Here is a 25695-nt window from a genome sequence, read left to right as displayed (position 1 = left end):
CTAAGCCAAGATGGCCAGCCTCAAGGCATTGAAGCTTCGCATCGGCTCGGTGAAGTCGACGCAGAAGATCACCAAGGCGATGAAGATGGTCGCCGCGGCGAAGCTGCGCCGTGCGCAGCAGAATGCCGAGAGCGGCCGTCCCTATGCCACGCGGCTGTCTTCCGTCGTCTCCTCACTGGCTGGCCAGATCACCATCGGTCCGGAAAGCCCGAAGCTGATTGCCGGCACGGGCAAGGACGACACGCACCTGATCATCGTCTCGACCGCCGACCGCGGCCTCGCCGGTGCGTTCAGCAGCAACATCGTCCGTGCGGTCCGCCGCCGGGCCGACGAGCTTCAGGCGCAGGGCAAGACGGTGCAGTTCTACATCGTCGGCCGCAAGGGCCGTCCGGTGCTGCAGCGCTTTTTCCCGGGCCAGATCGTCGGCGAATATGACACGTCAGCCATGAAGGCGCCGAGCTATGTGGATGCGCAGGCGATCGCCCGCGATATCGTCGCGCGGTTCGACCAGGGCGCGATTGACGTCGTGCACCTCGCCTATGCGCACTTCCGCTCGACGCTGGTTCAGGAACCCGCAATCGACCAGATCATCCCGGTGGTCCGCGCCGCCAACGATGCAGGCGCGCCCGCGGCGAGCGCTGCGGTTGAGTATGAGCCGGACGAAGAGGAAATTCTCGCCGACCTGCTTCCACGCAACCTCGCGAACCAGGTTTACCGCGCGCTGCTGGAGAACCAGGCCGGCTTCTACGGCTCGCAGATGACCGCCATGGACAATGCGACCCGGAACGCCGGCGACATGATCAACCGCCTGTCGATCCAGTATAATCGCCAGCGCCAGGCCGCGATCACCACCGAACTCGTCGAAATCATCTCGGGCGCCGAAGCGCTCTAACGCATACGCAAGGCAAGGAAGCAGACAATGGCCACCGCCGCAGACACTATCAATCGTCCGGGGACGAGCAACCTGACCGGCCGCGTCAGCCAGGTCATCGGCGCCGTCGTCGACGTGTCGTTCGAAGGCGAACTGCCGCCGATCCTCGGCGCGCTGGAGACCGAAGTCGACGGCCGCCGCCTCGTGCTCGAGGTTGCGCAGCACCTCGGTGAGAGCACCGTCCGCACGATCGCGATGGACTCCACCGACGGCCTCACCCGCGGCCAGACGGTCAGCGCCACCGGCACCCAGATCCAGGTTCCGGTCGGCCCCAAGACCCTCGGCCGCATCATGAACGTTATCGGCGAGCCGATCGACGAGCGCGGCCCGATCGGGTCGGACCAGTTCTCCTCCATCCACGCCGAGGCACCGGCCTTCGTCGACCAGTCGACCGAAGCCGCCATCCTCGTCACCGGCATCAAGGTCATCGACCTGCTCGCGCCTTATGCAAAGGGCGGCAAGATCGGCCTGTTCGGCGGCGCCGGCGTCGGTAAGACCGTGCTCATCCAGGAGCTCATCAACAACATCGCCAAGGGCCACGGCGGCGTGTCCGTGTTCGCGGGCGTCGGTGAGCGGACCCGCGAGGGCAATGACCTCTATCACGAGTTCCTCGACGCCGGCGTTATCGCCAAGGACGCCGATGGCAACCCGACGCCGGAAGGCTCCAAGGTGGCGCTGGTGTTCGGCCAGATGAACGAGCCGCCGGGAGCGCGCGCCCGCGTCGCTCTGTCGGGTCTCACGCAGGCCGAATATTTCCGCGACGTCGAGGGCCAGGACGTGCTGTTCTTCGTCGACAACATCTTCCGCTTCACCCAGGCGGGTTCGGAAGTGTCGGCGCTGCTCGGCCGTATCCCGTCGGCCGTGGGTTATCAGCCGACCCTGTCGACCGACATGGGGGCGCTACAGGAGCGCATCACCTCGACCAACAAGGGTTCGATCACCTCGGTGCAGGCCATCTACGTGCCTGCCGACGACTTGACCGATCCGGCGCCCGCGACCTCCTTCGCCCACTTGGACGCCACCACGACGCTGAGCCGCGCCATCTCCGAGCTGGGCATCTACCCGGCCGTCGACCCGCTTGACTCTGTCAGCCGCGTTTTGACCCCCGCCGTCGTGGGCCAGGAGCATTACGAAGTTGCTCGTGCGGTTCAGGAGACGCTACAGAAGTATAAGTCGCTGCAGGACATCATCGCGATCCTCGGCATGGACGAGCTGTCCGAAGAGGATAAGCTGGTCGTCAGCCGCGCCCGCAAGATCCAGCGCTTCCTCTCCCAGCCGTTCCACGTCGCCGAAGTCTTCACCGGCATCCCCGGCAAGTTCGTGCAGGTCGAGGACACGGTCCGCTCCTTCAAGGCGGTCGTCAACGGCGAGTATGACCACCTCCCGGAAGCTGCCTTCTACATGGTCGGCGGCATCGAGGAAGCGGTCGCCAAGGCCGAAAAGCTGGCGCAGGACGCCTAATCGAGGATGGCCGGCAATCTCCGCCTTGAGGACTGCGTCAATGACGTCTGTCCCTGGTCGGGCAAGCCGGTCAGCGCCGATGCTCTGACCCTCTACCAGGGTCAGGTCGTCGGCTTTTGCAACACCGGCTGCCGGGACAAGTTCGAGACCGCGACCGCGGCCTTCGACCAGGCACTTACAAGGACCAATTGATGGCCGATCTTCACTTCGAGTTGGTCACGCCCGAAAAGCTGGTCGTGTCCGACGACGTCTACATGGTCGTGGTGCCCGGCACCGAGGGCGAGGCGGGCATCCTGGCCGGCCACGCGCCTTATATGACCACGCTCCGCGACGGCGACATCGCCATCTACCGCAGCGCTGGCGCCGCCCCGAGCGGATCACCGTCAGCGGCGGCTTCGCCGAGGTCAGCGAGCGCGGCCTGACCGTCCTGGCGGAGAGCGCCTCGGCCTGAGTCGCCAGAGGTTTCAGCGCTTGAATCCCCAGCTGATCGTGTTGCCTACATTCATCGGAATTCGGAAGGCATCTAGCGGGGTCACCCGAATGGCAGCCGTGAGCGGATCCTTGATTGAGCGCCCCATCGGGACGAGCCGCAGCCAGTAGCTTAGCCGATAGCGGTTCCAGAAGCTCTTTGCGGCGACGTCGCAATACCCATTGCGCTCCAGCAACTCCCTGGAGCTTTGCGCCGAGAAGAGCTGCATATGCTCGACATCGACGATCGGCGAGCGTTTGCCGAGCATCCTGTTTAGGACACCGCGCCGGTCGTGAGTCACGCCGACGAACACGCCGCCGGGGCGGAGCAGCCGGTGGGCCGCGGCGACCAATGATCCGGGGTCGTGCACATGCTCCAGCGTCATGAAGCAGCAGATCAGATCGAAACTATCCGGCGGGAAGTCGTTGCCCTCGAAAACGCCTTCACGAATCCACGCCTTGCGATGCTCGGGCGCCGCGGCGATGGCGCTTGTCGACGGCTCGATCCCGACCAGTTCCTTGAAGCCGGCGTGCTTGAGCCGCTCTAGGAACGCGGCGGTTCCGGTGCCGATTTCCAATGCAGAGCCGCGCGATTTTAGTTTCTTGAGAACAGGTTCGATCGCCTCGGCATAAGCATCGGCGGCGTCCTCCGCTTCCCGCGCACTGTCATAGTCCGCGGAGTGGTAGCTTTCAGCCAATTCCTCCGCGCTCGGTGGCCGGTCGACATAAGCGAGGTCGCAGACGCGGCAGGTCACCATTGCATGGCTCATATATTCTGGCACCTTGCGCGACGCGAAGCTTGAGGCGCTCAGCAATTCCTCGTTGCGCGTATCGGCCAGGAACGGCTCGGTCTCGTCGGACCCGGCTCCACAGATCGGGCAGGCTCGGAGGGCGGCGGTGATCGGTTGGTAGTTCATGTCCATGCTGCTAGCCCAATGTGGTTGAGCAAATGTTAACCATATGGCGCGACATCAACGGCCATGGAATATCGTGCTCTCGTCGCTGCAGCCTCCTTCCCCACCGAAGACCTTGCGGCGCGGATCCGTTGTCGCGCGCTGGAGATGGTGACGCGAGCCAAGGCATCGCACATAGGCTCCGCCCTATCGATTGCGGACATCGTCGCGGTCCTTTACGGTCGCTCGTTGCGGCTGAACCCGGCCGAGCCGAAGCATTCCGAGCGCGACCGCTTCATTCTTTCCAAGGGACACGCCTGCGTCGCGGTCTATGCGGCGCTTGCCGAAACTGGGTTCATCGATCGCGAGCTGCTCACCACCTACGGCACCGACTTCTCTCCGCTCATGGCGCACATCAGCCACAAGGTGCCGGGGGCGGAATTTTCCACCGGCGCGCTCGGCCACGGCCTTCCGTTCGGCACCGGCAAGGCGCTGGCGGCGAAGAGCCGTGGGCTCGCGTGGCGAACCGTCGTGCTGACCAGCGACGGCGAATGGGGCGAAGGCAGCAATTGGGAAGCGGCCTTGTTCGCGGCGCACCACGGCCTCGACAATTTGCTGTGCATCATCGACTATAACAAGCTGCAGAGCCTCGGCACGGTCGACGATACGCTCCGGCTGGAGCCGCTGCATTCCAAGTTCCAGGCGTTCGGCTGGGCGGTTCAGGAAGTGGACGGCCACGATCACGCGGCGCTCGCCGACGCAATCGATCCCACCTCCTGGCCCGCCGGCAAGCCCGCCATGCTGATCTGTCACACCACGAAGGGCAAGGGCGTCAGCTTCATGGAGAGCCAGGTTGCCTGGCACTACCTCAACCCGACGCCCGAGCTGCTCGCCGCCGCCATCGCCGAAATCGAGGGAGCCCAGCATGCGTGACGCCTTCATCGACGAGCTGACCGAGCTTGCCGAGACCAACCCGCAAATCGCGCTCGTCGTCGGCGACCTCGGCTATAGCGTCATCGAGCGCTTTGCCGAGCGCTTTCCCGATCGCTTCTTCAACGTCGGCGTTGCCGAGCAGAACATGACCGGCCTGGCGGCGGGCATGGCGAGCGAAGGCTATCACGTCTTCACTTATTCGATCGCCAACTTCCCGACCTTCCGCTGCGCCGAGCAGATCCGCAACGATGTCGATCATCACCGGCTTGCCGTGACCGTCGTCGCCGTGGGGGAGGCGTTGCGTATGGAGCGCTCGGCTATTCGCACCATGCGGTGCAGGACTACGCCCTGATGCGGGCGATGCCGAACATGACCATCGCTGCCCCCGGTGACCCGTCGGAGACACGCGCCTGCCTCCGCTGGCTGGTGGACAATCCCGGTCCCTCTTACCTCCGCCTTGGCAAGGCCGGCGAGCCGAGGTTTCATGAGACCATGCCAGAGGTGTCACCGGGCCGCTGGGTTCCCGTGCGCTCGGGCGACGAAGCCTCGGTCATGCTGTCGACGGGCGGGGCGCTTGGCGCCGCCATTGGCCGCGCTGACGGCCGTGCCGTTTACTCGCTGCCGCTGTGGAGCATGGCGGCGAAAGTTCAGCAGGCGGAGCAGATTTCCCGGCACGCGTTCGTCACGACTCTCGAAGATCATCTAGCGGACGGCGGCTTCGGGTCTTGGTTAACCGAAAGCGTTGCCGGAACGGCGGCAGCGGCCACTATCCGCCCGATCGCCCTTTCCCACGAAATCTGCGACCGGGTAGCCAACCAGGCGACATTGAACCGCATCGGCGGGCTCGCAGCTTAACATTTTATTGACGATACTTGTTCACGGTGAGGGGCATGAAAGCAATCATCCTTGCAGGCGGTCTCGGGACCCGAATTGCGGAAGAAACCTCCACCCGGCCCAAGCCGATGGTGGAGATCGGCGGCAAGCCGATCCTGTGGCACATCATGAAGATCTACGCCCAGCATGGGGTTAGCGAGTTCATCATCTGCCTTGGCTACAAGGGCTACATGATCAAGGAGTATTTCTTCAATTACGCCTTGCACATGTCGGACGTCACCATCGACCTGCGCACCGGGACCACCAACGTCCACCGCAACGACACGGAAGACTGGAAAATCTCGCTGGTCGACACAGGTTCGGACACGATGACTGGCGGCCGCCTCCGCCGCGCGCTTCAATATCTGGGTGAGGACGACAAGGACTTCTGCCTGACTTACGGCGACGGTGTCAGCGACCTCGACGTCAGCGGCGCCATCGAATTTCACCGCAGCCACGGCAAGAAGGCAACCGTGACCGCAGTCCGCCCCGCAAGCCGGTACGGGCAGCTCGCCCTGGTCGGCGACACGGTTGAAGCGTTCGCCGAAAAACCAGTGGACGAAGGCGGCTGGATTAACGGCGGCTTCTTCGTTCTGGACCGATCCGTGAGCCGATATCTCTCCAACTCCGACGAATGCGTATGGGAACGTGAGCCGCTCGAGCGCCTGGCCGCGGAAGGCGAGCTTCGGTCCTACTTCCATGACGGCTTCTGGCAGCCCATGGACACGCTTCGCGACCGTCAGATGCTGGAAGGCATGTGGGAGCGCCGCGAAGCCGCTTGGAAGATCTGGGCGTGAACTCGGCTTTCTGGCGCGGGCGCCGGGTCGTCCTGACCGGACATACCGGGTTCAAGGGGAGCTGGCTCCTGCTGCTCCTGGAAACCTTAGGCGCCGACGTCACCGGCTTGTCGCTGAAGCCAGAAGAGGACACCCTGTTCCGCCAGATCAACGGAGCGGCCCGCTGCAAGCACCACATCGCCGACATTCGCGATTTCGCCGCCGTGAAGTCGGTTGTCGGAGCTGCGCAGCCCGACATTATTCTCCACCTCGCGGCGCAGCCGCTGGTGCGCCAGTCCTACCTCGACCCGCTGGAGACCTACGGAACCAACGTCCTTGGCACCGCCAACGTCCTTCAGGCGGCTCGCGGGCTCGACAATCTGCTCGCCATCGTCTCAGTCACCACCGACAAATGCTACGCGAATGATGGCCGCAGCACCGGCTATGTTGAGGACGACCGGCTCGGCGGCCACGATCCTTATTCCAATAGCAAAGCCTGCGCCGAGCTGGTATCGCAAAGTTTCCGCGACAGCTTCTTTGCCGAACGACAGATTGGGCTCGCCACCGCGCGTGCTGGCAACGTTATCGGCGGCGGCGACTATGCCGCAGACAGGTTGATCCCCGATGCGGTGAAGGCGCTCAGCGCGGGCCAGCCGATTGAGCTTCGCAACCCGAATGCTGTACGCCCATGGCAGCATGTCCTGGAGCCCGTGAGCGGCTATTGCCTCCTTGCCGAGCGGCTTGCCTCCGATCCGAAGCGCTTCGCCAAAGGCTGGAACTTCGGTCCCCCGGCCGAGGATGTCGCAAGCGTCTCCCGCGTCGTGGGTCAGCTCGCGCGCTGCTGGGGGAGCGATGAGACAGTTGCGCCGCAACTCGGCAATCACCCGCACGAGGCCGAACTCCTGACACTCGATTCAACACGCGCCCGGTGCGAGCTCGGCTGGAAGCCGCGGCTGGACTTCGAGCAAGCCATCGCCTGGACCGCCAATTGGTACCACGCGCGGCTTGGCGGGAGCGATGCTGCAAAGCTCTGCTTCGACCAAATCGGTGCCTATCAGAGTCTTTCCTCCGAGCAGACGGCAGCAGCCTGATGCCCCTGAAGCGCCTCCTTGTTACCGGCGCCGGCGGCTTCGTTGGTGCTGCAGTCGTGAAAGCCGCCGCTGCCGCCGGTCACGACGTCGTTGCGCTTGTTCGCAATGATGCCAGCCGCCTGCGGAACTTGGCCCGGATCCAAATCGAACGCGCGGACCTCGCCGATGACGCTGCCGTTTCGGACCTGCTTCGGCGCACTCGCCCCGACATTGTCGTCCACTCCGCTTGGGAGGGCGTCGGCGGCCCACTCCGCAGCGGCGACATTCAGCTCGACAATATTCGCACAACAGTCGCTCTCACCGATGCCAGCATTGCAGCGGGCGCGCACAAATTCGTGGGAATCGGGTCACAAGCAGAATATGGCGGGCTCAACCGGAGGATTGTCGAAACTGACCTGCCGCAGCCAACGATGCTGTACGGCGCAGCCAAGCTCGCGGCCATGCATCTTGCTTCCCAGCGTTGCCGCGAGGCCCTTGTCGATTTCTCCTGGCTGAGGCTCTTCTCGGTTTACGGCCCGGGCGACAACCCCAACTGGCTAATCCCGTCAGTTGCTGCCTCGCTGTTACGAGGCATCGTGCCCAAATGCACCGCCGGCACTCAAAAATGGGACTATCTTCACATCGATGATGTTGCGGCCGGCGTCCTAGCAGCAGCAGATTCCGATTCCGCCACCGGCGTGTTCAATCTGTCGTCCGGAATACCGGTGGCTGTACGTCACATCATCGAGCAGCTTCGGGACATCTATGCGCCCGGGCTCGATCTTACCTTTGGCAAAATTCCATTCGGACCCGACCAGATCATGCATCTGGAAGGAGACAACATGCGCCTTCGGCAAGCCACTGGCTGGCAGCCTAAGGTTGCGCTGGAAGATGGCCTTCGGAGCTTGCACGAGCCAAGGCTGGCAGCAGCATGAACGGCACCACGGTTAACCTGCGGCAGTTGGTGCGCTTTGGTATGGCCGGCGCACTGAACACATGCTTCGGCTATCTGGCGTTTGCGTCCCTGCTTTGGGGCACCGGAATCAAAGAAGTCGCCGTGGTTTTCGGGACGTTCGCAGGTATCCTGTTCAACTTCAATACCTACAAGGTGGTATTCGTTGCACAGGGGATGTCGCGGCTGCCGCGGTTTTTGGCCTTCTACGCCACCATGCCTTGTTCAAACATCGTGCTGCTGCATGTTCTGACGGCCACTGGTCTAAGTCCCTATGTTGGCCAAGCGATGATCATCGCCCTAGTTGCTCCCATCTCATTCCTAACCCTGCGCTTCTGGGTCTTTGCGGACGCGCTGGAGCTGAAGCCATGAAAACCATCTCGATCATCTCGCCCTGCTTCAACGAAGCGGACAATGTCCGCGGGTGCAGCTATGCCGTGCGAGCCTTGTTCGCGCCCAGCGGCCCACTTGCCGGGTACCGCTACGAGCATATCTTTGCGGACAACGCATCGACCGACGGCACCGTGGAAATCTTGCGAGAGATCGCCGCGGAAGACCATTCGACCAAAGTCATTCTCAACGCCCGAAATTTCGGTCCCTTCCGGTCGAATTTCAATGCTTTACGGGCAGCCACTGGCGACGCCATTTTGGTGTTCCTGCCCGTTGACCTCCAGGACCCGCCAGCGATGATCCCGGAATTCGTGAAGCTTTGGGAGAGCGGTGTCGAGGTTGTTGCGGGTGCGCGGACAAACCGAAAGGAAAGCCTCGCGCTTCGATCGTGCCGGGCGGTTTTCTATCGTCTGGTTCGCGGCCTATCGGACATCGACATTCCTGTTGATGTCGGTGAATTTCAACTGATCGACCGGACGGTTTGGCGCGCGGTAGTCCAGCACGACGACCACTACCCCTACATTCGGGGCATTATCGCCTCGGTCGGTTTTCGGCGGGTCATCGTTCCCTACACTTGGGAAACAAGGGAGCGCGGGTTGTCGAAGAACAACCTGCCTCGGCTGATTGATCAGGCGCTAAACGGCATCTTCTCCTTCACGAGCGTTCCCATGCGCCTGTGTACGTTTGCCGGTCTGATGATGGCCAGCCTGTGTTTCCTCTACGCAATGTTCGCGATCGGGGCCTGGCTATTGCATCCGGGATTTGCGCCGATGGGGATAACGACGATCATCGTTGCGCTATTCTTCCTTTCAGGGATGCAGCTCACGTTCATCGGCATCCTTGGCGAGTACGTAACCTCGATCCACAGCCAGGTCCGCAAGCGGCCCTTGGTTGTCGAACGAGACCGCCTCAACATGAACTCGCAGGCGCTCGCGAGCCCTGTCCATAAGCTTCAGAAGCGAGTTGCTGACGCGGCATGATCCAGGCGACTTCGTTGCTGGAGGTGGAAAGCCCGGCGAAGGCTGGCCTGCCGCCCTTGAGCGTTGCATCGTGCCTCCTCGGGCTATTTGCAATCGACAATCTCCTGTTGCTGCACTTTCTTGGCTTGCCGCTATGGGCCCTTGCCGGATTGATTGCCGTGCTAGTCATGGCATTGACCTGGCTTTGTGGGAGGTTCCCGGCCGATGGTGCGCCAATACCATACTGTGCCGTTGTCGCTGCCTTCCTCCTGGCGCTGGCGCTCTGTGCCTTAGGGGGCGAAGGCCGCTTCTTTTATTCCAATGTGGATTGGCAAGTTCGAGACGCCGTCCTTCGCGATTTGGCCACCCACCCATGGCCGTTCGCTTACGACATCGGTGGAACTCCCTACTTCCTACGAGCTCCGATAGGGCTTTACCTGGCGCCTGCAATGTCCGGTAGGCATGCCGAAATCGCGCTGCTGTTGTGGAGCTCGCTCCACCTAGCGGGGATCTTCAATTTAGCCTGGCACCTGTTCGAGCGGGGTCATCAGCGAATAATCGCCGCGATCGTGTTCGTTTTGTTCAGTGGCTGGGACGTGGTCGGGACTGCCATTTACTCGGCACTTGGCCTTAACCTGCCGTGGGACCACATCGAACCCTGGAATGCGGGATATCAGTATAGCTCCACTTTCACGCTGATATCCTGGGTACCGCATCATGCCATCGCGGGGTGGACATGCGCTGTTGCCTTCCTGCTTTGGCGCAAAGGCTTGCTGCCTGTCGGCTTTTTCGCCGCAACGATCCCGTTGGTAGCATTATGGTCGCCGCTCGCTGTCATGGGCGCTGTTCCGTTCGCGCTCTTTGCCGGGCTGCACAGCTTGCGAGGTAGAGCCTATAGCATCAAAGATGTTGCCATCGCAGCCCTTTGCACGGCCGTGGCACTGCCTGCCTTGTTCTACCTTCAGATCGATGCTCAGACGGTCGCGATGCGGTTTCTTCCGGCAGCTTTGCTGGTCTGGACACTCTGCATCGTGCTGGAGGTACTGCCCTTCGTCATACCGTTGCTTCGCGAACCCAAGTCGACGGCTATCGATCGACCGGTACTGCTATTGGTTTTGGCGCTTTTGCTGCTCATGCCTTTGGTGCAGATCGGGGTAAGTCTGGACTTCCAAATGCGGGCATCCATCATGCCGCTGGCGATATTGTCCATCTTGTTTGCGCAGTGGATCTGTTTGCTTCTGAAGCAGAAGCCGATCCGCCGAACTGCCTTGGCTTACGCGCTCGTTGCGGTCGGGCTTGGTGCGGTTACGACGATGCTGGAGCTTCGGCGCTCGATCATCCATCCGCCATCACCGTCGCCGCTGTGTTCTCTGGTCGGCGTCTGGCACAAACTCGACAACCTCAACGTCCCCTACTCTACTTATCTCGTGCCGCTTTCCGCAATGCCCGAGGGACTCCGCTATACCCAGGTCATGGCTGGTCGATCGGACCCACAGAAGTGCTGGGATCGCCGCTGGTCCACGCCGAATGGCTGGGCAACCGTCTCGGACGACTGAGGCGCGTCGTCGCCGGCCTGATGTAAATCATGGTTGGCTGCGCGTTAACCAAATACCAACTTTCCGAGGTCAACTTGCACCTTGGAATTTCGGATCAGCCCGCGAAAAGCACAGGGACTAACTATGACTTACCAAGCCGCGGAATCAATCAAGCAGAATGTTCGGCAGTTCGACAGAGATGTGCTGGCAGGCGGATCTTATCTTTACACTGCCGAACGCCTGTCCGCCCAAACTGCCAACGCGCGCCTTTCCAGGAGCGTCGCGGAAGCTTTCGATTTTCGGGGCAAGCGCGTCTTGGATGTGGGCTGCGGCGACGGCGCCTATACGGTTGAGTTCCCCGCATTGGGTGTCCGTTCCGTCTTGGGTATCGATCCTGCCGCCGTTGCCGTGGAAGCTGCGGCCGTTCGGTCGCAGCTGATGAAGGTTGACGGCATCGCCCGATTTTCGGTGGGTAACATCTATGCTCTAAACGAGCTTCTGGCGGCCGAAGACTTCGACTGTATCGTCATCCGGGGCGTGCTCCACCACCTTCCCAATGCCGAAAGGGCAATCGCTGCTTTGGCCGGCTACAAGGGGACGCTCATCATCGTTGAGCCGAACGGCAACAACCCCGTACTCAAACTTCTTGAACGGTATTCCAGCTATCATGTTGAACATGAGGAACAATCATTCGCGCCTCGGCTCATTAGATGTTGGCTGAAAGCGGCCGGCTTTACCCAAGTGCAGACCAAGATGGTCAACTTGGTGCCGTTCTTCTGTCCCGACTGGATGGTGCGTCCGCTGGAACTGATCGAGCGCCTTGTCGAACGTCTGCCCGTCATTCGCGCCTTCAGCTGCGGCCAGAGTGTCATTGTCGCTAAGAAGCCGAACGCTTAAGAGCTTCGAAGCGTCGCTTTGAGACAGGGTGGCCGATTGAACGGGGAGCTATCGATCGCAGGCACTCCCCGTGCAACTGCCCTCGGCGGCCGCCTTGGCCGGGTGTTCTCCCGCGGTGATTCGCTGATCGCTGAAGATCGCAGCTGGCGAACCGCCGTTGCTGCTCTTCTGTTGCTTCAAACCACCATGGTCTTCTCCCACGCCGCTTGGCTCGACGAGTGGCAGGCCCTCCAGATTGCGTTGCAATCGCCCGACCTTTCCGCACTGCTCGAAAATCTCCGCTACGAAGGCCACCCTCCGCTCTGGTATGCGCTGCTGCGGATCGCGGGGTGGTTCATTCCCTATCTTTGGGTCTTGGCCGGGATCCAGTTCGCGGTTGCTCTTGGGATGCAGGCTCTCATCCTGCTGCGGGCGCCCTTCACTCGGCTGGAACGGCTACTGCTCGGCTCGAGCTACTTCATCCTGTTTGAATTCGGCACCTTATCGCGAGGGCTGAGCCTGGGCGCCTTCCTGACCATCGCGTTGTTCGCGGCAAAGGATAAGCGTTTGCGTTGGGCAACCATCATCCTCCTGCCGCTGGTAGACTTCCTGTTCGGCCTAATTTCCCTCATCGGCATTATGCTCGCACTGCACGACAAGAGATTTTCAAGGCTAGGAGCTGGGCTGTGGCTCGCGAGCAGCCTGCTTGCAGCCTGGTCGATCATTCCCGCACCGGATATTCGCCCCGCATTAGCCACCCCGCATGTGCTCTACGGCTTGTTCCTAGCACTTAACAATTTGTCGGCTCTTCTCATCCCATTTCAGACGCTTGACGGTCAAATTGGCTGGGGCGGCGGGTTGCCAGGATTGCTGGGTCCGGTCGGCGGACTGCTATTCCTGCTGTTTGCGCTTTCAGAGATCAGGGACGTCAAGCTGCACGGCTGGCTGTTCCGGCTTTTCTTCCTTCTCTCAATTGCTTTCACCTTGTTCATCTACCCGCTCGGCATTCGCCACCTGACCTTGATCCCACTGCTGGTGATCTTGTTTAAATGGCGAGAAGTTGAAGCTGGTGGTGCAACAAGCGCTTGGTTCAAGGCGTGGTTGGCAGTGCTTGCCGCGGGAGGTGCGGCGGTTGTCGCGATTAGTGTTGATCGTCCATTTGACAGTGCCCCAGAAGTGGCCAAGTTCATCACGGCCAATAACCTACAGGACAAGCATTGGGTCTCTTACCCCGATTCTCTGGGACAAGCTGTATCAGGTTTGATCGACCGGGAGTTCGAGACCCCGCCAAAAGGATGCACCCAGAGCTTCATCCGCTGGGACCGGGGCGATCCCAGTGAAGGCATCAATAACGCTGCCGAGCTAGACAAGGCACTCAGGAAAGTTGCCTCGAACAGAGGACGATTTTACCTGATTTCCAGCTATGATCTCGATGACAGGATCACCATCCCGTTCCGAAAGATTGCGCATTTCGGAAAGGCCTACGATCGCCGGGACTACTTCATCTATGTCGTAGCGCCGGCATTGCCGGAGAAGGCGCCAGCGCGACCCTGTCCACCGAAGCGGGTTGGGCTCAGCCAAGCCTGGCTGCTGGCGTCCTGACTGTCAGATGTCGAAGCTGCACCCGCAGTTCCGACGCTTGCCACGCCCCCGGAGAGAGCCTTGTACGCAACTGCGATAAACCAGCTTGAGCTGCTCGTACGCAGGTGCGCCGACCTCACCGAGCGCGCTTTCGGCCAAATCAACCTCGGTTTGCAAAATCAAAAGCGATGGTTGGTCGCTGCAGGAACCCTGTTGTTGCTGCAGGTGTTGCTGGTCGGCACCCACGTCGCGTGGATGGACGAGTGGCAAGCACTCCAGATCGCCCTTCAGTCACCCACTCTGCCCGCGTTGTTCGCAAACCTGAGGTACGAGGGTCACCCCGCCTTATGGTACCTCTTGCTGAGGCTACTCGGTCTGCTGCTGCCGTACATGTGGGTTCTTGCGGTGGCTCAGTTCATGGTTGCGCTCGCGATGCAGGCGACAATCCTCTTCGCTTCGCCGTTTCAACGGTTCGAGCGACTTCTAATTGGCGGCAGCTACTTCATCCTGTTTGAATTTGGCACTTTGTCTCGAGGCATGGGACTTGGAGCATTCCTCACGGTCGCATTCTTCGCCGCCCATTGGAGAGCCCTGACCTGGCTTATCCTGGCCCTACTGCCGAACGTCGATGCTCTGTTCGGGATGATTTCGATCGTGGGCATCCTGATCACCAAAAAAGACGGGCGCTTCTCGTGGCTCGGCGCGGGACTTTGGGCTTTGGGCAGTCTCTTCGCAGCATGGACGGTATTTCCGGCAGCTGACGTCAAGCCCACGTTGGAAGTTCCGGTCCCCTTTACCGGTCTGGTGCATTCGATCGTCAGTTTCGGGCCATTATTCATCCCACTTCATACCTACGCCGGTCACCTTAAATGGGGAGGCATTTTGCCGTGGAATTTGTCCATTGGTAGCGGATTGATCTTCCTGGCTTTCGCCTTTCACCAGACCCGGAAGACGAGGCTGCATCTATTGCTTCTGGCAGGGTTCATCGTCGCAGTGCTCTTGTTTCGCGTGTTCATATATCCACTGTCGGTTCGTCACCTCGCCCTCATTCCCCTGCTGCTAATCCTTTTGAAATGGCGGGAACTCCGCATTGGCGGAACCTTGGAACCGTTGTTTCGCATGTGGCTGTTGGTGATCGCTCTTGCGGGTGCCGCTGTGTCCGCAATCAGCTTTCAACGGCCATTTGATAGGATTCCGGAGGTCGCCGATTACATTGCCAATAATGGACTGCAGGACAAACACTGGGTTTCGTACCCCGACTCCATGGCCGCAGGAGTATTCGGGATCTTAGACCGGGAGGCTCACACATTAGGGAAAGGGTGCACCCAGAGTTTCCTACGCTGGGATTACCGAAACGATTATCAGGAATTGAATGAGTTGGATGCCGCTTTCAAGCAGGTAAGTCGTGATTATGGACGCTATTATCTGGTGACGAGCTATGCGCTGGAACGGCACATGACAGTGCCGCTGCAAAGGATCGCACATTTTTCCGCCGGCTACGACGGCAGGCCTTATTATCTGTACATCGTCGCCCCCCAGCTGCGGGAAAGCAACCGCCAACCCCCCAAGTGCGAGCCCGTTCGAATTCACTTAAGTGAAGCTACACTCCTCCGCTGATTACCTTGGCGTTCTAAAAATAGGCGACCTTTAGGCTTTTCGTAAAAGTTTCCAGCCTATTCACCACTAAGACTTCTTTCGCGTCCGATAGGGTACAGGCTTCGATGAGTGCATTTGGCAAGCGTGGTGGCGTTGGTAGCGGGCCGCGTCCCGCATTCGGTGTCGCAAAGCCCATGAAAGGCGGCGGCAGCGGCGGCCTTAGCACCCTCGGCGCCTCTGAAGGCGGCGACCAGTTCCCGCCCCTCGACGATCTCGCCTCCGAACTGGACGCGGCTCCCGAGTCTTCGGCCGGTCCCGGCGCCGCTCCGATGGGGGCGATGGATCGCCTGAACACCCGAATGAACGCCAGCGGCGAAGCGGCTTCCTCCAAGCAGGAAGGCTTCGAGGCTGCGGTTCACCGGATCAAGGAGCAGGTGCTTCCTCGCCTGCTCGAGCGCGTCGATCCGGAAGCTGCGGCAACCCTCAACAAGGATGAGCTTGCCGAGGAGTTCCGGCCGATTATCGGCGAGGTCCTGGCGGAACTGAAGATTACCCTCAACCGCCGCGAGCAATTCGCGCTGGAAAAGGTGCTTGTCGATGAACTCCTCGGCCTGGGGCCGTTGGAAGAACTGCTTTCCGATCCGGCCGTCAGCGACATCATGGTCAACGGCCCCGAGCAGACCTTCGTGGAGCGCAAGGGCAAGCTGGAGCTGGCTCAGATCCAGTTCCGTGACGAGGAGCATCTGTTCCAGATCGCGCAGCGCATCGTGAACAAGGTCGGCCGCCGCGTCGACCAGACCTCACCGCTTGCCGACGCCCGTCTTCAGGACGGCAGCCGCGTCAACGTCATCATTCCGCCGCTGTCGCTTCGTGGCACCGCCATCTCCATTCGTAAATTCTCCGAAAAGCCGATCACGCTCGACATGATGAAGGGCTTTGGCTCCATGTCGGACAAGATGGCGACCTGCCTGAAAATCGCGGGCGCCAGCCGGATGAACATCGTCATTTCGGGCGGTACCGGTTCGGGTAAGACGACCATGCTCAATGCATTGTCGAAGATGATCGACCCGGGCGAACGCGTGATCACCATCGAAGACGCGGCGGAACTTCGGCTTCAGCAGCCGCACTGGCTGCCGCTCGAAACCCGCCCGCCCAACCTCGAAGGCCAAGGCGCGATCACCATCCGCGACCTCGTCATCAACGCGCTTCGTATGCGACCGGACCGAATCATCCTCGGCGAAATTCGTGGCCAGGAGTGTTTCGACCTTCTGGCCGCCATGAACACCGGCCACGACGGGTCGATGGCGACGCTCCACTCCAACAGCCCGCGCGAGTGCCTGGCGCGTATGGAGAACATGGTGATGATGGGCGACATCAAGATCCCGAAGGAGGCGATCAGCCGCCAGATCGCGGACTCCGTCGACCTCATCGTGCAGGTGAAGCGCCTCCGCGACGGCTCGCGCCGCACCACCAACATCACCGAGGTTATCGGCATGGAGGGCGAGGTCATCGTCACCCAGGAGCTGTTCAAGTTCGAATATCTGGACGAAACGGCGGACGGCAAGATCATCGGCGAATATCGCTCGATGGGCCTTCGCCCCTACACCCTCGACAAGGCCAAGCAGTTCGGGTTCGATCAGCCCTATCTGGAAGCCTGTCTCTAGCCTCTTTGTAGATCGGAACCGCTCACCGCCGCAGGCATTGGGCTTGGCATGGAGCGGCAGAAGATCGGGGTCCTGACCTTTCACAAATGCATCAACTACGGTTCCTATTGGCAGGCCCGGTGCCTGGTGGAAGGATTGCAGGCAAAAGGCCACGACGCGGTTCTGCTCGACCATCATTCGGATGAAGTTGCGCGCGCGGAGATACGATGCGCCTTTCAGCCAAAATTACCGGAGCGATCGCCCCGGTCGGACATTCGCGACTACTCGCAAAAGGTCCGGAGCTTTCTGAAGGCGTTTGCGGGACTTCCGGTCTCCGCCCCCTTCTCTCTTTACGAGCCCGGCGCCGTTCAGGGCTTCGACACGATCGTGATTGGAAGCGATGAAGTCTGGAATCTTCGGCATCCCTGGTACGGTCAGAAATCGATCTTCTACGGCGATGGCCTGAAGGCCGATCGCCTGGTCTCCTACGCAGCCAGCTTTGGAAATCACGACGCCGACGAGGGGCTTCACCCCTGGTGGGCGGGGCACCTCGGCAACTTCGGTGCCATCTCCGTACGCGACGAGAACAGCCGGCGATTGGTGAAGGACGGCACCGGTCGCGAGCCGACGATGGTGCTCGACCCATGTCTCCAATTCCCGGGAATCGCCCAGGTCGAGCCGGCCAATGAGGATGAGCCCTATGCGGTGGTCTACGGGCATGGCTTTCCCGTATGGTTTGCCGAGGCGGTGCAACGTTGGGCGAGCGATGCCCGCATCAAGCTGCTGAGTATCGGCTACCGCAACGAGTGGGCAGACGAGCAAAGGCTGAGTGCCGGTCCTGACGATTTTGCCGCGCTGGTGGCCGGGGCGCGTGCCGTCGTCACCAATTTCTTCCACGGCTGCGTGTTCGCGCTGCTGAACAACAAGCCATTTGCGACCACGCCCACGCCCTATCGCTTCAACAAGGTGCGCGATCTCACCGCTGCGTTGGCTGCCACCCACCACATGGTGGCCGAAAAGGATGCTGATCGCCTCCCCGAGCTACTTGGTACGCCGCTGTCGTCTGAGATCGGGGAGCGCATCCGCGATCTGCGGGGGCAGTCCGACGAATATCTCACTGCCGCACTCGCCTGAATGGCGCTGAAGGAACTCGTCAGTCCGGCGGACGTGGTCGGCGCCGGCTTGTGCATCGGCTGCGGCAGCTGCGCCGCAGCCGAGCCCCGCGCGCGCATGGACTGGGACCGCTTCGGTCAGTTGAAGCCGCGAGGTCCCGCCGATTGGTATGCGGCACGCACGGAAGCATTCTCCCGGCAGTGCCCGTTCGGTACGCTGGCAACAAACGAAGACGAACTCGCAGCAGACCGGTTTGCCACCGCCGCCGTTCGCGATCCCCGGATCGGCAGCTTCGAGCAGGCTTATGTCGGCGCCGCCAAGGACCCTTACCGGGCTGAAGGAAGCAGCGGCGGCATGGTGAGCTGGGTCGCTTCTGCGCTGCTCGCCAGCGGGCGCGTCGACTCGGTCGCACATGTCGAGCCGGCTGATCCGGGAAGCGGCGGCCTGTTCCACTTCCGGCTGTCGCGCACACGCGAAGAGGTCTCCGGCGGCGCCAAGTCGCGATATTACCCTGTCCACCTGACAGAGGTGATCCGCACCATTCGAGAGACGCCGGGACGCTACGCGATCGTTGGCGTGCCCTGCTTCATCAAGGCCGTTCACCTGCTCCGCCGCGCCGATCCAGTGCTGGAAGATCGGATCACGCACACGCTTGGCCTATTTTGCGGCCACATGAAGAGCGCCGCTTTCGTGCAAAGCTTCGCCTGGCAACTGGACACGGCCATGGATGAAGTCGCTGCCGTCGATTACCGCATCAAGGACCAGGGCCGCCCGGCGAACTGGTATCGCGCGCACCTTACGCTCAAGGACGGCAGCAGCCGTGCCGAAGATTGGTGGCACTTGGTGGACGGCGATTGGGGCGCCGGCTTTTTCCAGAACAACGCATGCAACTATTGCGACGACGTGGTGGCGGAGACTGCCGACATCTCGTTCGGCGACGCGTGGTTGGAGCCATATTCCTCGGACGGCCGCGGCACCAACGTGGTGGTTGCTCGGACGCCCGAGATGCGGGACTTGCTGAACAGCGGGGCGGCGACGCGCTCGCTCGAACTCGCGTCTGTCGACGCCGATTTCATCGTCCAGACCCAGGCCGCGGGCCTTCGGCATCGGCGCGAGGGCCTGGCGTACCGTTTACGCTTCATGCCCCCTGCCCTGCCGCTGCAGAAGCGCGTCGCGCCATCGAGCGCCGGCATCGACCGCCGACGTAAGCTCGTCTTCCGGTCGCGCGCCTGGATCGCGCACTGGAGCCACCGCATGGCCTATGCGGCACGCCGAACCGGACTGCCTTGTGTATACACGGCCTGGGCCCGAGCATCGCTGACGGCTTATCGGGGCCTTACCTATTCCATTGGGCCACTAGGGCGCTGGTTCGACCGCCTGTTTCCGAAAAGTACAGCTTAGGCGGCTGGTTCCTCCCCTTCCGATGCCACGCGCCATTCGGCATCGGCCGATCCGCGGCGAAGATCGGTAGCAGCGGGTCCTCGGCGAAGTGCCAAGCTCCGCCAGAGGTAGATGGCCAAAGCAGCAACGATCGCGGCGATCCCGAGCCCGTTCAATCCAAGCATCGGCACCAGCAGCAGGTTGAGGAGCAGCGAGACCGCAAGGAACAGCAAATTGCCAAGCCAGATGGCGCGGTGTTGCCGTTCGACGAACAGGCCATAGTAAAGCGTCTCCGCGTGCGTGCGAATGAAAGTCGCAATCAGCAGAAGGACGAAGGCCGGGAAGGCCGCCAGTAGCTCCGGTTTGCCGAGCGTTCCGCCCATCAGGAGCATGGCGCCTGCAAGCCCAAGGAGAATGACGAAGCAGAGCGCAGCGGCCGTTACTGCCGTCTTTCGCAACTCGCGCTTGAAACGGTCCATGTCTCCGGCGTCGAAATGCTCGATCAGGACGGGAAAGGTGACGGTTGTTGTGGCGCTCTGAACCAGCGTCAGCGCCGCGGAAGTGAATGACGTGTAGAAGGTGGCGACGCCGACATCCTCAAGCGTCAGGTAGGATGCCAGCACAAAGCGGTCGAGATATTGACCCAGCGTAACCGCAACCGAGCCGATCCAGACCAGAAAGGCTCCGCCGATCACCGCCCGCATTTCGAGCCAACCTTCGGCGATCAACCCTATCCGACCCAGCAGCTGGCGGCGCATGAACCAGAGGTTGAGGACCACGCTTGTGCCTGCGCCGGCGAGCCAACAGCCGAGCACAAAGCCGACCGTTCGGTAGTTAGGATCGAGATAGCTGATGACCATCGCCGGCGCCGTCCACAGCCCTGAGCGAATGAAGAAGAGCGCGTTCGCAAGCGCCGGCCGCTTAAGCGCGATCGTGATGGTGTAGAGAAAGTTGGCATAGGCCTCGACCCCGCACAGCAGGTAGATGAGCAGCAGGAAGCGAACGCTTCCTCCCTCGCCCGATGTCGTCAGCGCCAACACAGCGAGCGGTGCCGCAAGCACGAAGCTGCCAAGGTAAAGCGCCAGAACGGACATGCCGGCACGGCGCTGCCGATCCTCGTCCATGCCGAGGATTTCGCGCGCCAGGATGTAATCGACGCGGAAACCCAACAGCACGATCGCAAGCATCACTGCGCCGAATGCGAGGCCGTACAACCCAAGCTCGGACAACGGGAAGAACTTGCCCATGTAGAGCGACAGCGCCAGCTTACCCGCCAGGCTGGCGAGACGAAGCAACAGCGAAGCCGAACCGGCAATGCCGCGTTTGGTCAGGAGCGCACTTAGGCTAGGCATGGCTCGAGCCAAGGCAAACAGGGAGCAGGCAGAAGGTGGCGACTGGCAAATCCGTGATCCGGTTCATCCATGAGGGCAAGGCAGCCTATCCTGACGTTAAAGCCTTCATGGAATATTTCGGCGGCACTTACGAGGTGCTGGAATGCTCACCCAGCGAAGCCGCCGCGGCGCCGGATCTCGACCGTACCGTCTGCTGGTACATGATGGGCTTCTACCCCAAAAAGCTTCCCTGCGCGCTGACCATCCACGATTACCGGTCACTGTCGGTCGGACGCGGACGAAAGCTGAAGGACAAGGTCAAGAAGCTGCTGAACGCCGATCCCGATCTGCGCTTCTTTCAAAATGACGCAATCCGGACTGCGCTGGGCTTCAAGGAGGACTCGCGCACCTACTATTTGCCGATGGGCGTGCCGTCGCAGTTCATCGACCAGCGCGGCCTTCGGGCAGAGCCAGGTACCGACTTCATCTACATCGGCAGCATGCTCGGCGAGCGCAAATGCGAGCTGATGCTGGACAGCTTCCTGAAGCGGTTCGGAGTCGCCAAGACCTTCGACCTTTATGGACCGCCCAATCCAGAGCTGGAGGCGCGCTACGCCGGCAAGGACAACATCAGGTTTAACGGCTTGATCCCGCAGGAACGGCTACCGGCCATCCTCAAGGCTGCTCGCGTCGGTGTCTGCTATTTCCCGATGCACTATCCGCATGTGCTCCAGACCCCGACCAAGCTGCTGGAATACGGCGCTCTGGGCATGCGAATTCTAGCCAACGATCACCCGCAGAGCCGCATCACATCGCAGCAATATGACATCCACTGCCAATGGGGTGACACGACGGACATGTTCGCGGGCGTGCCGGACAATCTCGACTGGCCCGACAATGCGACGACCGATGCCGCGCCGATGGCCTGGCCAGCCGTGATCCGAGACAGCGGGGTCGAAGAGGCTATTCGGCAGGCACTGCAGCAGCGCTGATCCGACCTTCAGCCGCCACTCTGGATCGCAATAACAGCCCGCAACCGAGGCCCAGTGCGATCCAGATCATCGGCGTCCGGAATGTGTCGGTGGTGAAACCGGACACCAGCACACCGATGCAGTTGAGAACCACCGGGAAGTGCCAAGTGACCACTGAATCTCCATCTCGGCGGTCGTGCCGCGCGCGGATGGCGAGCTTCCACGCAAGGCCCAGCCACAGGACGCACCATCCAATCAGTCCCGCCATGCCCAACTCCGCCCCGATGCGCGCGTAGACGGAGTAAACGTTGGGCCACGGCGCCAGCGGATAGGTGATCATTGGACCGACTTCGGGACTACGAAAGGCCCAGCTCGGTAGGAATTCAGTCACGTGAAAGCCGAATTGGCCAAGCCCGACGCCGAACAGCGGATGCGCCATGAACATCTTGAACGCCGCCGTCTGCATCGCCAGCCGCGAAAGGTTGGAAACGGACTCGCCGGCCACGACACCGACCACGATGTTCTGAAAGTTTGTCGCGATATACAAAGCGGCGATCAGGCCGACCCCAATCAGTCCGACTGGGACGAGCAAGCGTGCCGCCGCCGCCGCTTCGGTGTGGCCGCCACGCCGGGCATATAGCCCGGCAATCAACGCCAGTAGCCCGCAATTGACCATAAGCATCAGCAATCCGGTGCGGCTCGCGGTGACGATGATCACAAGCGTGAAGGCGATCAGCAACGTCCACGACCGCAGGGTACGCCGCGACTTGGCCTTCACCGCTGCATACCAGACCCAGGGCCAGGCGAACCCAGTGAAATTGCCGAACGCTGGCGGCTCGAACGAGACCGAGCGGTAGCGCTCGTCCCATCCGTACAGCACCTTTTCGTTCACCTGGCCGTTCCAGGCGTTCACCACGTCGGCCTGCCGGGTGTGGACGAGGTCGTCGATGGTCCTGAACAGACCACCCATCAGGCCGTTGCGACCGGCGAGCTCGACAATGATGTAGAAGATGCAAATGGCGACGCTCCAGCAGATGAAGCGGGCGACGCGATGCGTATATTCTTCAGGCTCGACCTGCTCGGCAAGCCACGCCAGCGCGATGCCATAGAGCACCACCAACAGCGACGTGACGAACTTGTTGGTGCCGGTCCGCTCGCGGAACACGATGCTCTGAATCTCGCCGAAATTGACGACGAACGAGACGATGGTGAGCGCCAGGATTGCAACTCCGACCCGTAAGGCCAGACTAGCGGACAGACGGTTTTCGCCCGACCTGACGGCCGACACCATCGCGAGCGCAATCGCGGCAGCGAAAAAGGGAAAGGAAAGCTCGTTGCCCAATTCGCCAAGCGCGCCAACACCGCGGATGGCGTCGAACGGGATGAAAACCAATCCTGCTGCAAACAGCCAGCGGACCGCATTGGAACGGGCCAGCAGGGGTGTGGATTGAGTCATCACTGCTCCGCAGCATAGATAGGCCGACCGCGAAGGGGAGAGGCAATTGCGAATTTGCCACGTGATCGAATCGGCATCGGGGGGAAGCGCCAACATCATGGTTGCGCTGGCGCTTCACGCCGCCAAGCGCGGCCATGACGTGTTCGCCATTTACTCTCCCGACCGGGCCGATCCGGCTGTCGTGGAAGCGCTGAACAATGGGGGCCTGGCGGCGGTCCGCCCCTCTCAGATGCGGCGATCGATCGGTCCTTGGGACGGCGCCGACGGGCTGATACTGCGACGCACCCTGACCGGGCTCGGGAAGCTCGACGTCATTCACAGCCATAGCTCGAAAGCAGGCGCCCTGGCCCGCGTCTTCGGCCGGTTCGGAGGCACCGCCCAGGTCTATTCTCCCCACGGCTTCTACACGATGACGGGCCAAGCACCGTTCTACATCGGCCCGGTCGAGCGCGCACTTGGATTGCTGACGGACAAGATCGTGGCTGTGTCGGATTACGAGCGGCGTCATGCAATCGACCTTGGCATCGGCTCGGACCGCGTCGCCGTCGTCGAGAATGGGATCGCACCCTATCAGCCACTCCCGCGGGACGAAGCGCGCCGACAGCTTGGGTTGCCCGCGGACGCTTTCGTCATCGGCTTCGTCGGCCGGCTCGCGCCGCAGAAAGACCCGCTCGCAGCCGTGGACGTGATCGATGGCGTCGACCCTGCGCTCAACGCCAACCTCGCGATCATTGGCGACGGCGACCTGCGTGCCGAGGCGGAAGAGAAAGCAGCGCGCAATGGAAGCCGAGTGCTGTTCGCGGGTTCACGCGATGCAAAGCCGCTCTTTTCGGCATTCGACTGCCTGCTTTGCACCAGCGAGTATGAAGGCATGCCGGTCTCGTTCCTGGAAGCGCTTCACTGCGGCATTCCCATCATCTCCTACCCGGTCGGCGGAACGGAGGAGCTGGTTCACGACAGGGAAAGCGGCTTCGTCGTGGATCCAACCCCAATCGCCGCAGCACGCGCGATCGAGCACCTTGCGCGGATGAGCCCAGCGGAGCGCAATCGATTGGAGATCGCTTGCCGCACGCTAGCGACCACCCATACGGATGCCACAATGGGCGATGCGACGCTTGAGCTTTATCGCCGCCTGAGGCGCTAGGCCGTCGCGCGCACGGTCTCGCGGCGGACCACCCGTCGCTCGGCTGCAAGTGAGCGAAGCAAGCCCAGGGCAAGTCCTGCGATCAGGCCAAGGAATGCCGCAACCACCAACACGATCAGTGGCTTGGGCCCGCTGGTGCGAACCGGCGGCGTTGCCGGGGATACCAGGAGAACGTCAGGCAGCTGAAGGCCCGCCTGCTCCGACGCGCGCTGCATCTGCGCCGCAAACTCTTCATAGGTGTCGCGCTTAAGCTTGGCCTCACGCTGCAGCTGCGTCAGCCGTGTCGAGGCCTGAAGATCGTTGCTTCGCCGCTGCGCAAGGTAGGTCATGAAGCGGTCGCCGCCCTCATAGGCCTGATTGCTGGCCGACGCTGCCGACGCGACGCCGCGATGAATTCGCGCCACTTCGGAGGAGATCGCTCGGCGGACTTGTCCAAGCTCGGCTTGGACCGGACGAACGAGCGGATGGTCGGGGCGATAACGGGCCAGCAGTTCTGCCTCCCGGCTCGCAAGTTGCGATTCTTGCTGACGCAGTTCCGACACGACGGTCGAGGATAGAACTTCGCTGGTGGCATCGCCGCGCCCACGCGCGACCGCCGCCTGCTGCGCCGAATATTTCGCCTGCGCGTCCGCCCTGCGCGCCGCGAGTGCGGCATGCTCCTTGGACATTTCGATGATCTCGCGGGACGCAGGTGTAGCGGCCGCATAGCTTTCGCTGTCCTCCGGCACGCTGCTGAGCGGCACCAATCCGGAGCGAAGACGATAGCCTTCCGCGGCCTGCTCGGCCGCGAACGTCTCCGCGCGAAGGTCGGCGAGCCGCTTTGCAAGGTTGGAGCGGGTGGTCTCCACCAGGCGCACCTTCTGTGCGCGCTGGATCTCGATATAACTCTCGGCGACTGTGTTCGCGATCCGTGCGGCTTTGGCAGGGTCTTTGGATTTCGCCGTCATGCTAACGGTGTAAGACCGGCCATCATTGTCGGCGGTCAGCTTGTCGCCCAATTCCTCGCGCGTTGCCGCTGCCCGGACCGCAGCACTCGCGCCAGTTGGTGCATCGCCGGCAAATTCCGGATCTCGGTCGAGCCGAAGCTGCTTCACCACCGCGTCAAGCACCGGTTGCGACTTCAGGACTTCGACCTGGCTGCGGACCAGTTCGGGTGTCGCTGGAGCGGCTGCGCGCGTGTCGGGTTGGCTGCTCTGCGGCTGAATAAGCATCACGGCCGTTGCGCGATATGCCGGCCGAGCAAGCAGCAGATAAGCGACGCCAAGAAGGATGGCGGCGACAACGCTGGCCACAACCACCCACCAGTTGCGGCGACCGTAAGCAACCAGCAGTTCCAGGTCCGAACTTCTGGCCACCGGATCTC

At 61.7% G+C, this 25695-nt stretch carries 24 protein-coding genes and 1 pseudogene; 21 read left to right on the top strand and 4 right to left on the bottom strand.

The genetic code is table 11. The annotated features are described in order from the left end of the window. The first annotated feature begins 10 nt into the window (after positions 1-10). The 4 genes and pseudogenes from G7077_RS11690 (at position 11) to G7077_RS11675 (ending at position 2843) form a co-directional block, all read left to right on the top strand. A complete protein-coding gene (locus tag G7077_RS11690) occupies positions 11-892 on the top strand; it encodes a F0F1 ATP synthase subunit gamma (protein WP_166411855.1) in 882 nt (293 codons plus the stop codon). A gap of 27 nt (positions 893-919) precedes the next feature. Next, on the top strand, positions 920-2392 hold the full coding sequence (gene atpD, locus G7077_RS11685; RefSeq protein ID WP_166411854.1) for a F0F1 ATP synthase subunit beta: 1473 nt from the start codon (positions 920-922) through the stop codon (positions 2390-2392). A gap of 6 nt (positions 2393-2398) precedes the next feature. Then, on the top strand, positions 2399-2584 hold the full coding sequence (locus G7077_RS11680) for an eL24 family ribosomal protein (RefSeq protein ID WP_166411853.1): 186 nt from the start codon (positions 2399-2401) through the stop codon (positions 2582-2584). Continuing rightward, positions 2584-2843, top strand: a pseudogene (locus G7077_RS11675) (ATP synthase F1 subunit epsilon). Before G7077_RS11680 ends, G7077_RS11675 begins: the two are co-directional and overlap by 1 nt. Positions 2844-2856: 13 nt before the next feature. Here the strand turns inward: G7077_RS11675 and G7077_RS11670 are convergent. Next, positions 2857-3777 (bottom strand): class I SAM-dependent methyltransferase, encoded by a 921-nt coding sequence (locus G7077_RS11670; RefSeq protein ID WP_246167176.1) that lies wholly within the window; start codon positions 3775-3777, stop codon positions 2857-2859. Between the two features lie 63 nt (positions 3778-3840). Here G7077_RS11670 and G7077_RS11665 point away from each other — a divergent pair, with 63 nt between their 5' ends. From G7077_RS11665 to G7077_RS11600, 15 genes are all read left to right on the top strand, one after another. Beyond that, a complete protein-coding gene (locus tag G7077_RS11665; RefSeq protein ID WP_166411852.1) occupies positions 3841-4686 on the top strand; it encodes a transketolase in 846 nt (281 codons plus the stop codon). Beyond that, entirely contained in the window at positions 4679-5038 is a 360-nt protein-coding gene (locus tag G7077_RS14345; RefSeq protein WP_206367636.1) for a transketolase family protein, read from the top strand. The genes G7077_RS11665 and G7077_RS14345 overlap by 8 nt, the downstream gene beginning before the upstream one ends. Further along, the gene (locus G7077_RS14340) at positions 5020-5541 is read left to right on the top strand and encodes a transketolase family protein (RefSeq protein ID WP_206367635.1); all 522 of its coding nucleotides are present in this window, start codon (positions 5020-5022) and stop codon (positions 5539-5541) included. Before G7077_RS14345 ends, G7077_RS14340 begins: the two co-directional genes overlap by 19 nt. Positions 5542-5576: 35 nt before the next feature. Then, positions 5577-6356, top strand: a complete 780-nt coding sequence (gene rfbF / locus G7077_RS11655; RefSeq protein WP_166411851.1) for a glucose-1-phosphate cytidylyltransferase — start codon at positions 5577-5579, stop codon at positions 6354-6356. Then, positions 6353-7426, top strand: coding sequence for a CDP-glucose 4,6-dehydratase (rfbG, locus tag G7077_RS11650; protein WP_206367634.1), 1074 nt, complete (start codon positions 6353-6355; stop codon positions 7424-7426). Before rfbF ends, rfbG begins: the two co-directional genes overlap by 4 nt. Then, positions 7426-8340, top strand: coding sequence for an NAD-dependent epimerase/dehydratase family protein (locus G7077_RS11645; protein WP_166411850.1), 915 nt, complete (start codon positions 7426-7428; stop codon positions 8338-8340). The genes rfbG and G7077_RS11645 overlap by 1 nt, the downstream gene beginning before the upstream one ends. Then, complete coding sequence (locus G7077_RS11640; RefSeq protein ID WP_166411849.1) at positions 8337-8729, top strand: GtrA family protein; 393 nt, start codon at positions 8337-8339, stop codon at positions 8727-8729. The genes G7077_RS11645 and G7077_RS11640 overlap by 4 nt, the downstream gene beginning before the upstream one ends. Then, positions 8726-9727 carry a glycosyltransferase family 2 protein gene (locus G7077_RS11635; RefSeq protein WP_166411848.1) on the top strand — a complete coding sequence of 334 codons (1002 nt, stop codon included), beginning with the start codon at positions 8726-8728 and terminating at the stop codon, positions 9725-9727. Before G7077_RS11640 ends, G7077_RS11635 begins: the two co-directional genes overlap by 4 nt. Beyond that, positions 9724-11262: a hypothetical protein gene (locus G7077_RS11630; RefSeq protein ID WP_166411847.1), complete on the top strand. Its 1539-nt coding sequence runs from the start codon at positions 9724-9726 to the stop codon at positions 11260-11262. The genes G7077_RS11635 and G7077_RS11630 overlap by 4 nt, the downstream gene beginning before the upstream one ends. A gap of 81 nt (positions 11263-11343) precedes the next feature. After that, entirely contained in the window at positions 11344-12138 is a 795-nt protein-coding gene (locus G7077_RS11625) for a class I SAM-dependent methyltransferase (protein WP_206367633.1), read from the top strand. Between the two features lie 36 nt (positions 12139-12174). Beyond that, a complete protein-coding gene (locus tag G7077_RS11620) occupies positions 12175-13719 on the top strand; it encodes a hypothetical protein (protein WP_166411846.1) in 1545 nt (514 codons plus the stop codon). Between the two features lie 60 nt (positions 13720-13779). After that, positions 13780-15315, top strand: a complete 1536-nt coding sequence (locus G7077_RS11615; protein WP_166411845.1) for a hypothetical protein — start codon at positions 13780-13782, stop codon at positions 15313-15315. 104 nt (positions 15316-15419) lie between these two features. Continuing rightward, positions 15420-16958, top strand: a complete 1539-nt coding sequence (locus tag G7077_RS11610; RefSeq protein ID WP_166411844.1) for a TadA family conjugal transfer-associated ATPase — start codon at positions 15420-15422, stop codon at positions 16956-16958. Positions 16959-17006: 48 nt separating this feature from the next. Beyond that, complete coding sequence (locus G7077_RS11605) at positions 17007-18071, top strand: polysaccharide pyruvyl transferase family protein (protein WP_166411843.1); 1065 nt, start codon at positions 17007-17009, stop codon at positions 18069-18071. Continuing rightward, positions 18072-19451, top strand: coding sequence for a Coenzyme F420 hydrogenase/dehydrogenase, beta subunit C-terminal domain (locus G7077_RS11600; RefSeq protein ID WP_206367632.1), 1380 nt, complete (start codon positions 18072-18074; stop codon positions 19449-19451). On the opposite strand, the gene G7077_RS11595 is transcribed toward G7077_RS11600, so the two are convergent. Then, positions 19448-20782, bottom strand: a complete 1335-nt coding sequence (locus G7077_RS11595) for a lipopolysaccharide biosynthesis protein (protein WP_166411842.1) — start codon at positions 20780-20782, stop codon at positions 19448-19450. The genes G7077_RS11600 and G7077_RS11595 overlap by 4 nt on opposite strands. Before the next feature lie 35 nt (positions 20783-20817). Between G7077_RS11595 and G7077_RS11590 the strand changes: the two genes are divergently transcribed. Beyond that, positions 20818-21753 (top strand): glycosyltransferase family protein, encoded by a 936-nt coding sequence (locus G7077_RS11590; protein ID WP_166411841.1) that lies wholly within the window; start codon positions 20818-20820, stop codon positions 21751-21753. Here G7077_RS11590 and G7077_RS11585 read toward each other — a convergent pair. After that, positions 21725-23188 (bottom strand): O-antigen ligase family protein, encoded by a 1464-nt coding sequence (locus tag G7077_RS11585; protein WP_166411840.1) that lies wholly within the window; start codon positions 23186-23188, stop codon positions 21725-21727. The genes G7077_RS11590 and G7077_RS11585 overlap by 29 nt on opposite strands. Before the next feature lie 61 nt (positions 23189-23249). Between G7077_RS11585 and G7077_RS11580 the strand changes: the two genes are divergently transcribed. Beyond that, positions 23250-24332, top strand: coding sequence for a glycosyltransferase (locus G7077_RS11580; protein ID WP_166411839.1), 1083 nt, complete (start codon positions 23250-23252; stop codon positions 24330-24332). Here G7077_RS11580 and G7077_RS11575 read toward each other — a convergent pair. Then, complete coding sequence (locus tag G7077_RS11575; protein ID WP_166411838.1) at positions 24329-25687, bottom strand: GumC family protein; 1359 nt, start codon at positions 25685-25687, stop codon at positions 24329-24331. The two genes, G7077_RS11580 and G7077_RS11575, sit on opposite strands and share 4 nt — an antisense overlap. Positions 25688-25695 lie beyond the last annotated feature (8 nt).

Source organism: Sphingomonas piscis, assembly GCF_011300455.1.
Lineage (GTDB): Bacteria > Pseudomonadota > Alphaproteobacteria > Sphingomonadales > Sphingomonadaceae > Sphingomicrobium > Sphingomicrobium piscis.
This window is presented reverse-complemented; position numbering and strand designations above follow the sequence as displayed.

Bases quoted from the DNA above. Each gene is read 5' to 3' on its own strand.
- rfbF (WP_166411851.1), top strand. From the start codon at position 5,577: ATGAAAGCAATCATCCTTGCAGGCGGTCTCGGGACCCGAATTGCGGAA.
- G7077_RS11610 (WP_166411844.1), top strand. From the start codon at position 15,420: ATGAGTGCATTTGGCAAGCGTGGTGGCGTTGGTAGCGGGCCGCGTCCC.
- G7077_RS11585 (WP_166411840.1), bottom strand. From the start codon at position 23,188: ATGACTCAATCCACACCCCTGCTGGCCCGTTCCAATGCGGTCCGCTGG.
- G7077_RS11630 (WP_166411847.1), top strand. From the start codon at position 9,724: ATGATCCAGGCGACTTCGTTGCTGGAGGTGGAAAGCCCGGCGAAGGCT.
- G7077_RS14345 (WP_206367636.1), top strand. From the start codon at position 4,679: ATGCGTGACGCCTTCATCGACGAGCTGACCGAGCTTGCCGAGACCAAC.
- G7077_RS11645 (WP_166411850.1), top strand. From the start codon at position 7,426: ATGCCCCTGAAGCGCCTCCTTGTTACCGGCGCCGGCGGCTTCGTTGGT.
- atpD (WP_166411854.1), top strand. From the start codon at position 920: ATGGCCACCGCCGCAGACACTATCAATCGTCCGGGGACGAGCAACCTG.
- G7077_RS11680 (WP_166411853.1), top strand. From the start codon at position 2,399: ATGGCCGGCAATCTCCGCCTTGAGGACTGCGTCAATGACGTCTGTCCC.
- G7077_RS11635 (WP_166411848.1), top strand. From the start codon at position 8,726: ATGAAAACCATCTCGATCATCTCGCCCTGCTTCAACGAAGCGGACAAT.
- G7077_RS11605 (WP_166411843.1), top strand. From the start codon at position 17,007: ATGGAGCGGCAGAAGATCGGGGTCCTGACCTTTCACAAATGCATCAAC.
- G7077_RS11670 (WP_246167176.1), bottom strand. From the start codon at position 3,777: ATGAACTACCAACCGATCACCGCCGCCCTCCGAGCCTGCCCGATCTGT.
- G7077_RS11665 (WP_166411852.1), top strand. From the start codon at position 3,841: ATGGAATATCGTGCTCTCGTCGCTGCAGCCTCCTTCCCCACCGAAGAC.
- G7077_RS11640 (WP_166411849.1), top strand. From the start codon at position 8,337: ATGAACGGCACCACGGTTAACCTGCGGCAGTTGGTGCGCTTTGGTATG.
- G7077_RS11600 (WP_206367632.1), top strand. From the start codon at position 18,072: ATGGCGCTGAAGGAACTCGTCAGTCCGGCGGACGTGGTCGGCGCCGGC.
- G7077_RS11690 (WP_166411855.1), top strand. From the start codon at position 11: ATGGCCAGCCTCAAGGCATTGAAGCTTCGCATCGGCTCGGTGAAGTCG.
- G7077_RS11595 (WP_166411842.1), bottom strand. From the start codon at position 20,782: ATGCCTAGCCTAAGTGCGCTCCTGACCAAACGCGGCATTGCCGGTTCG.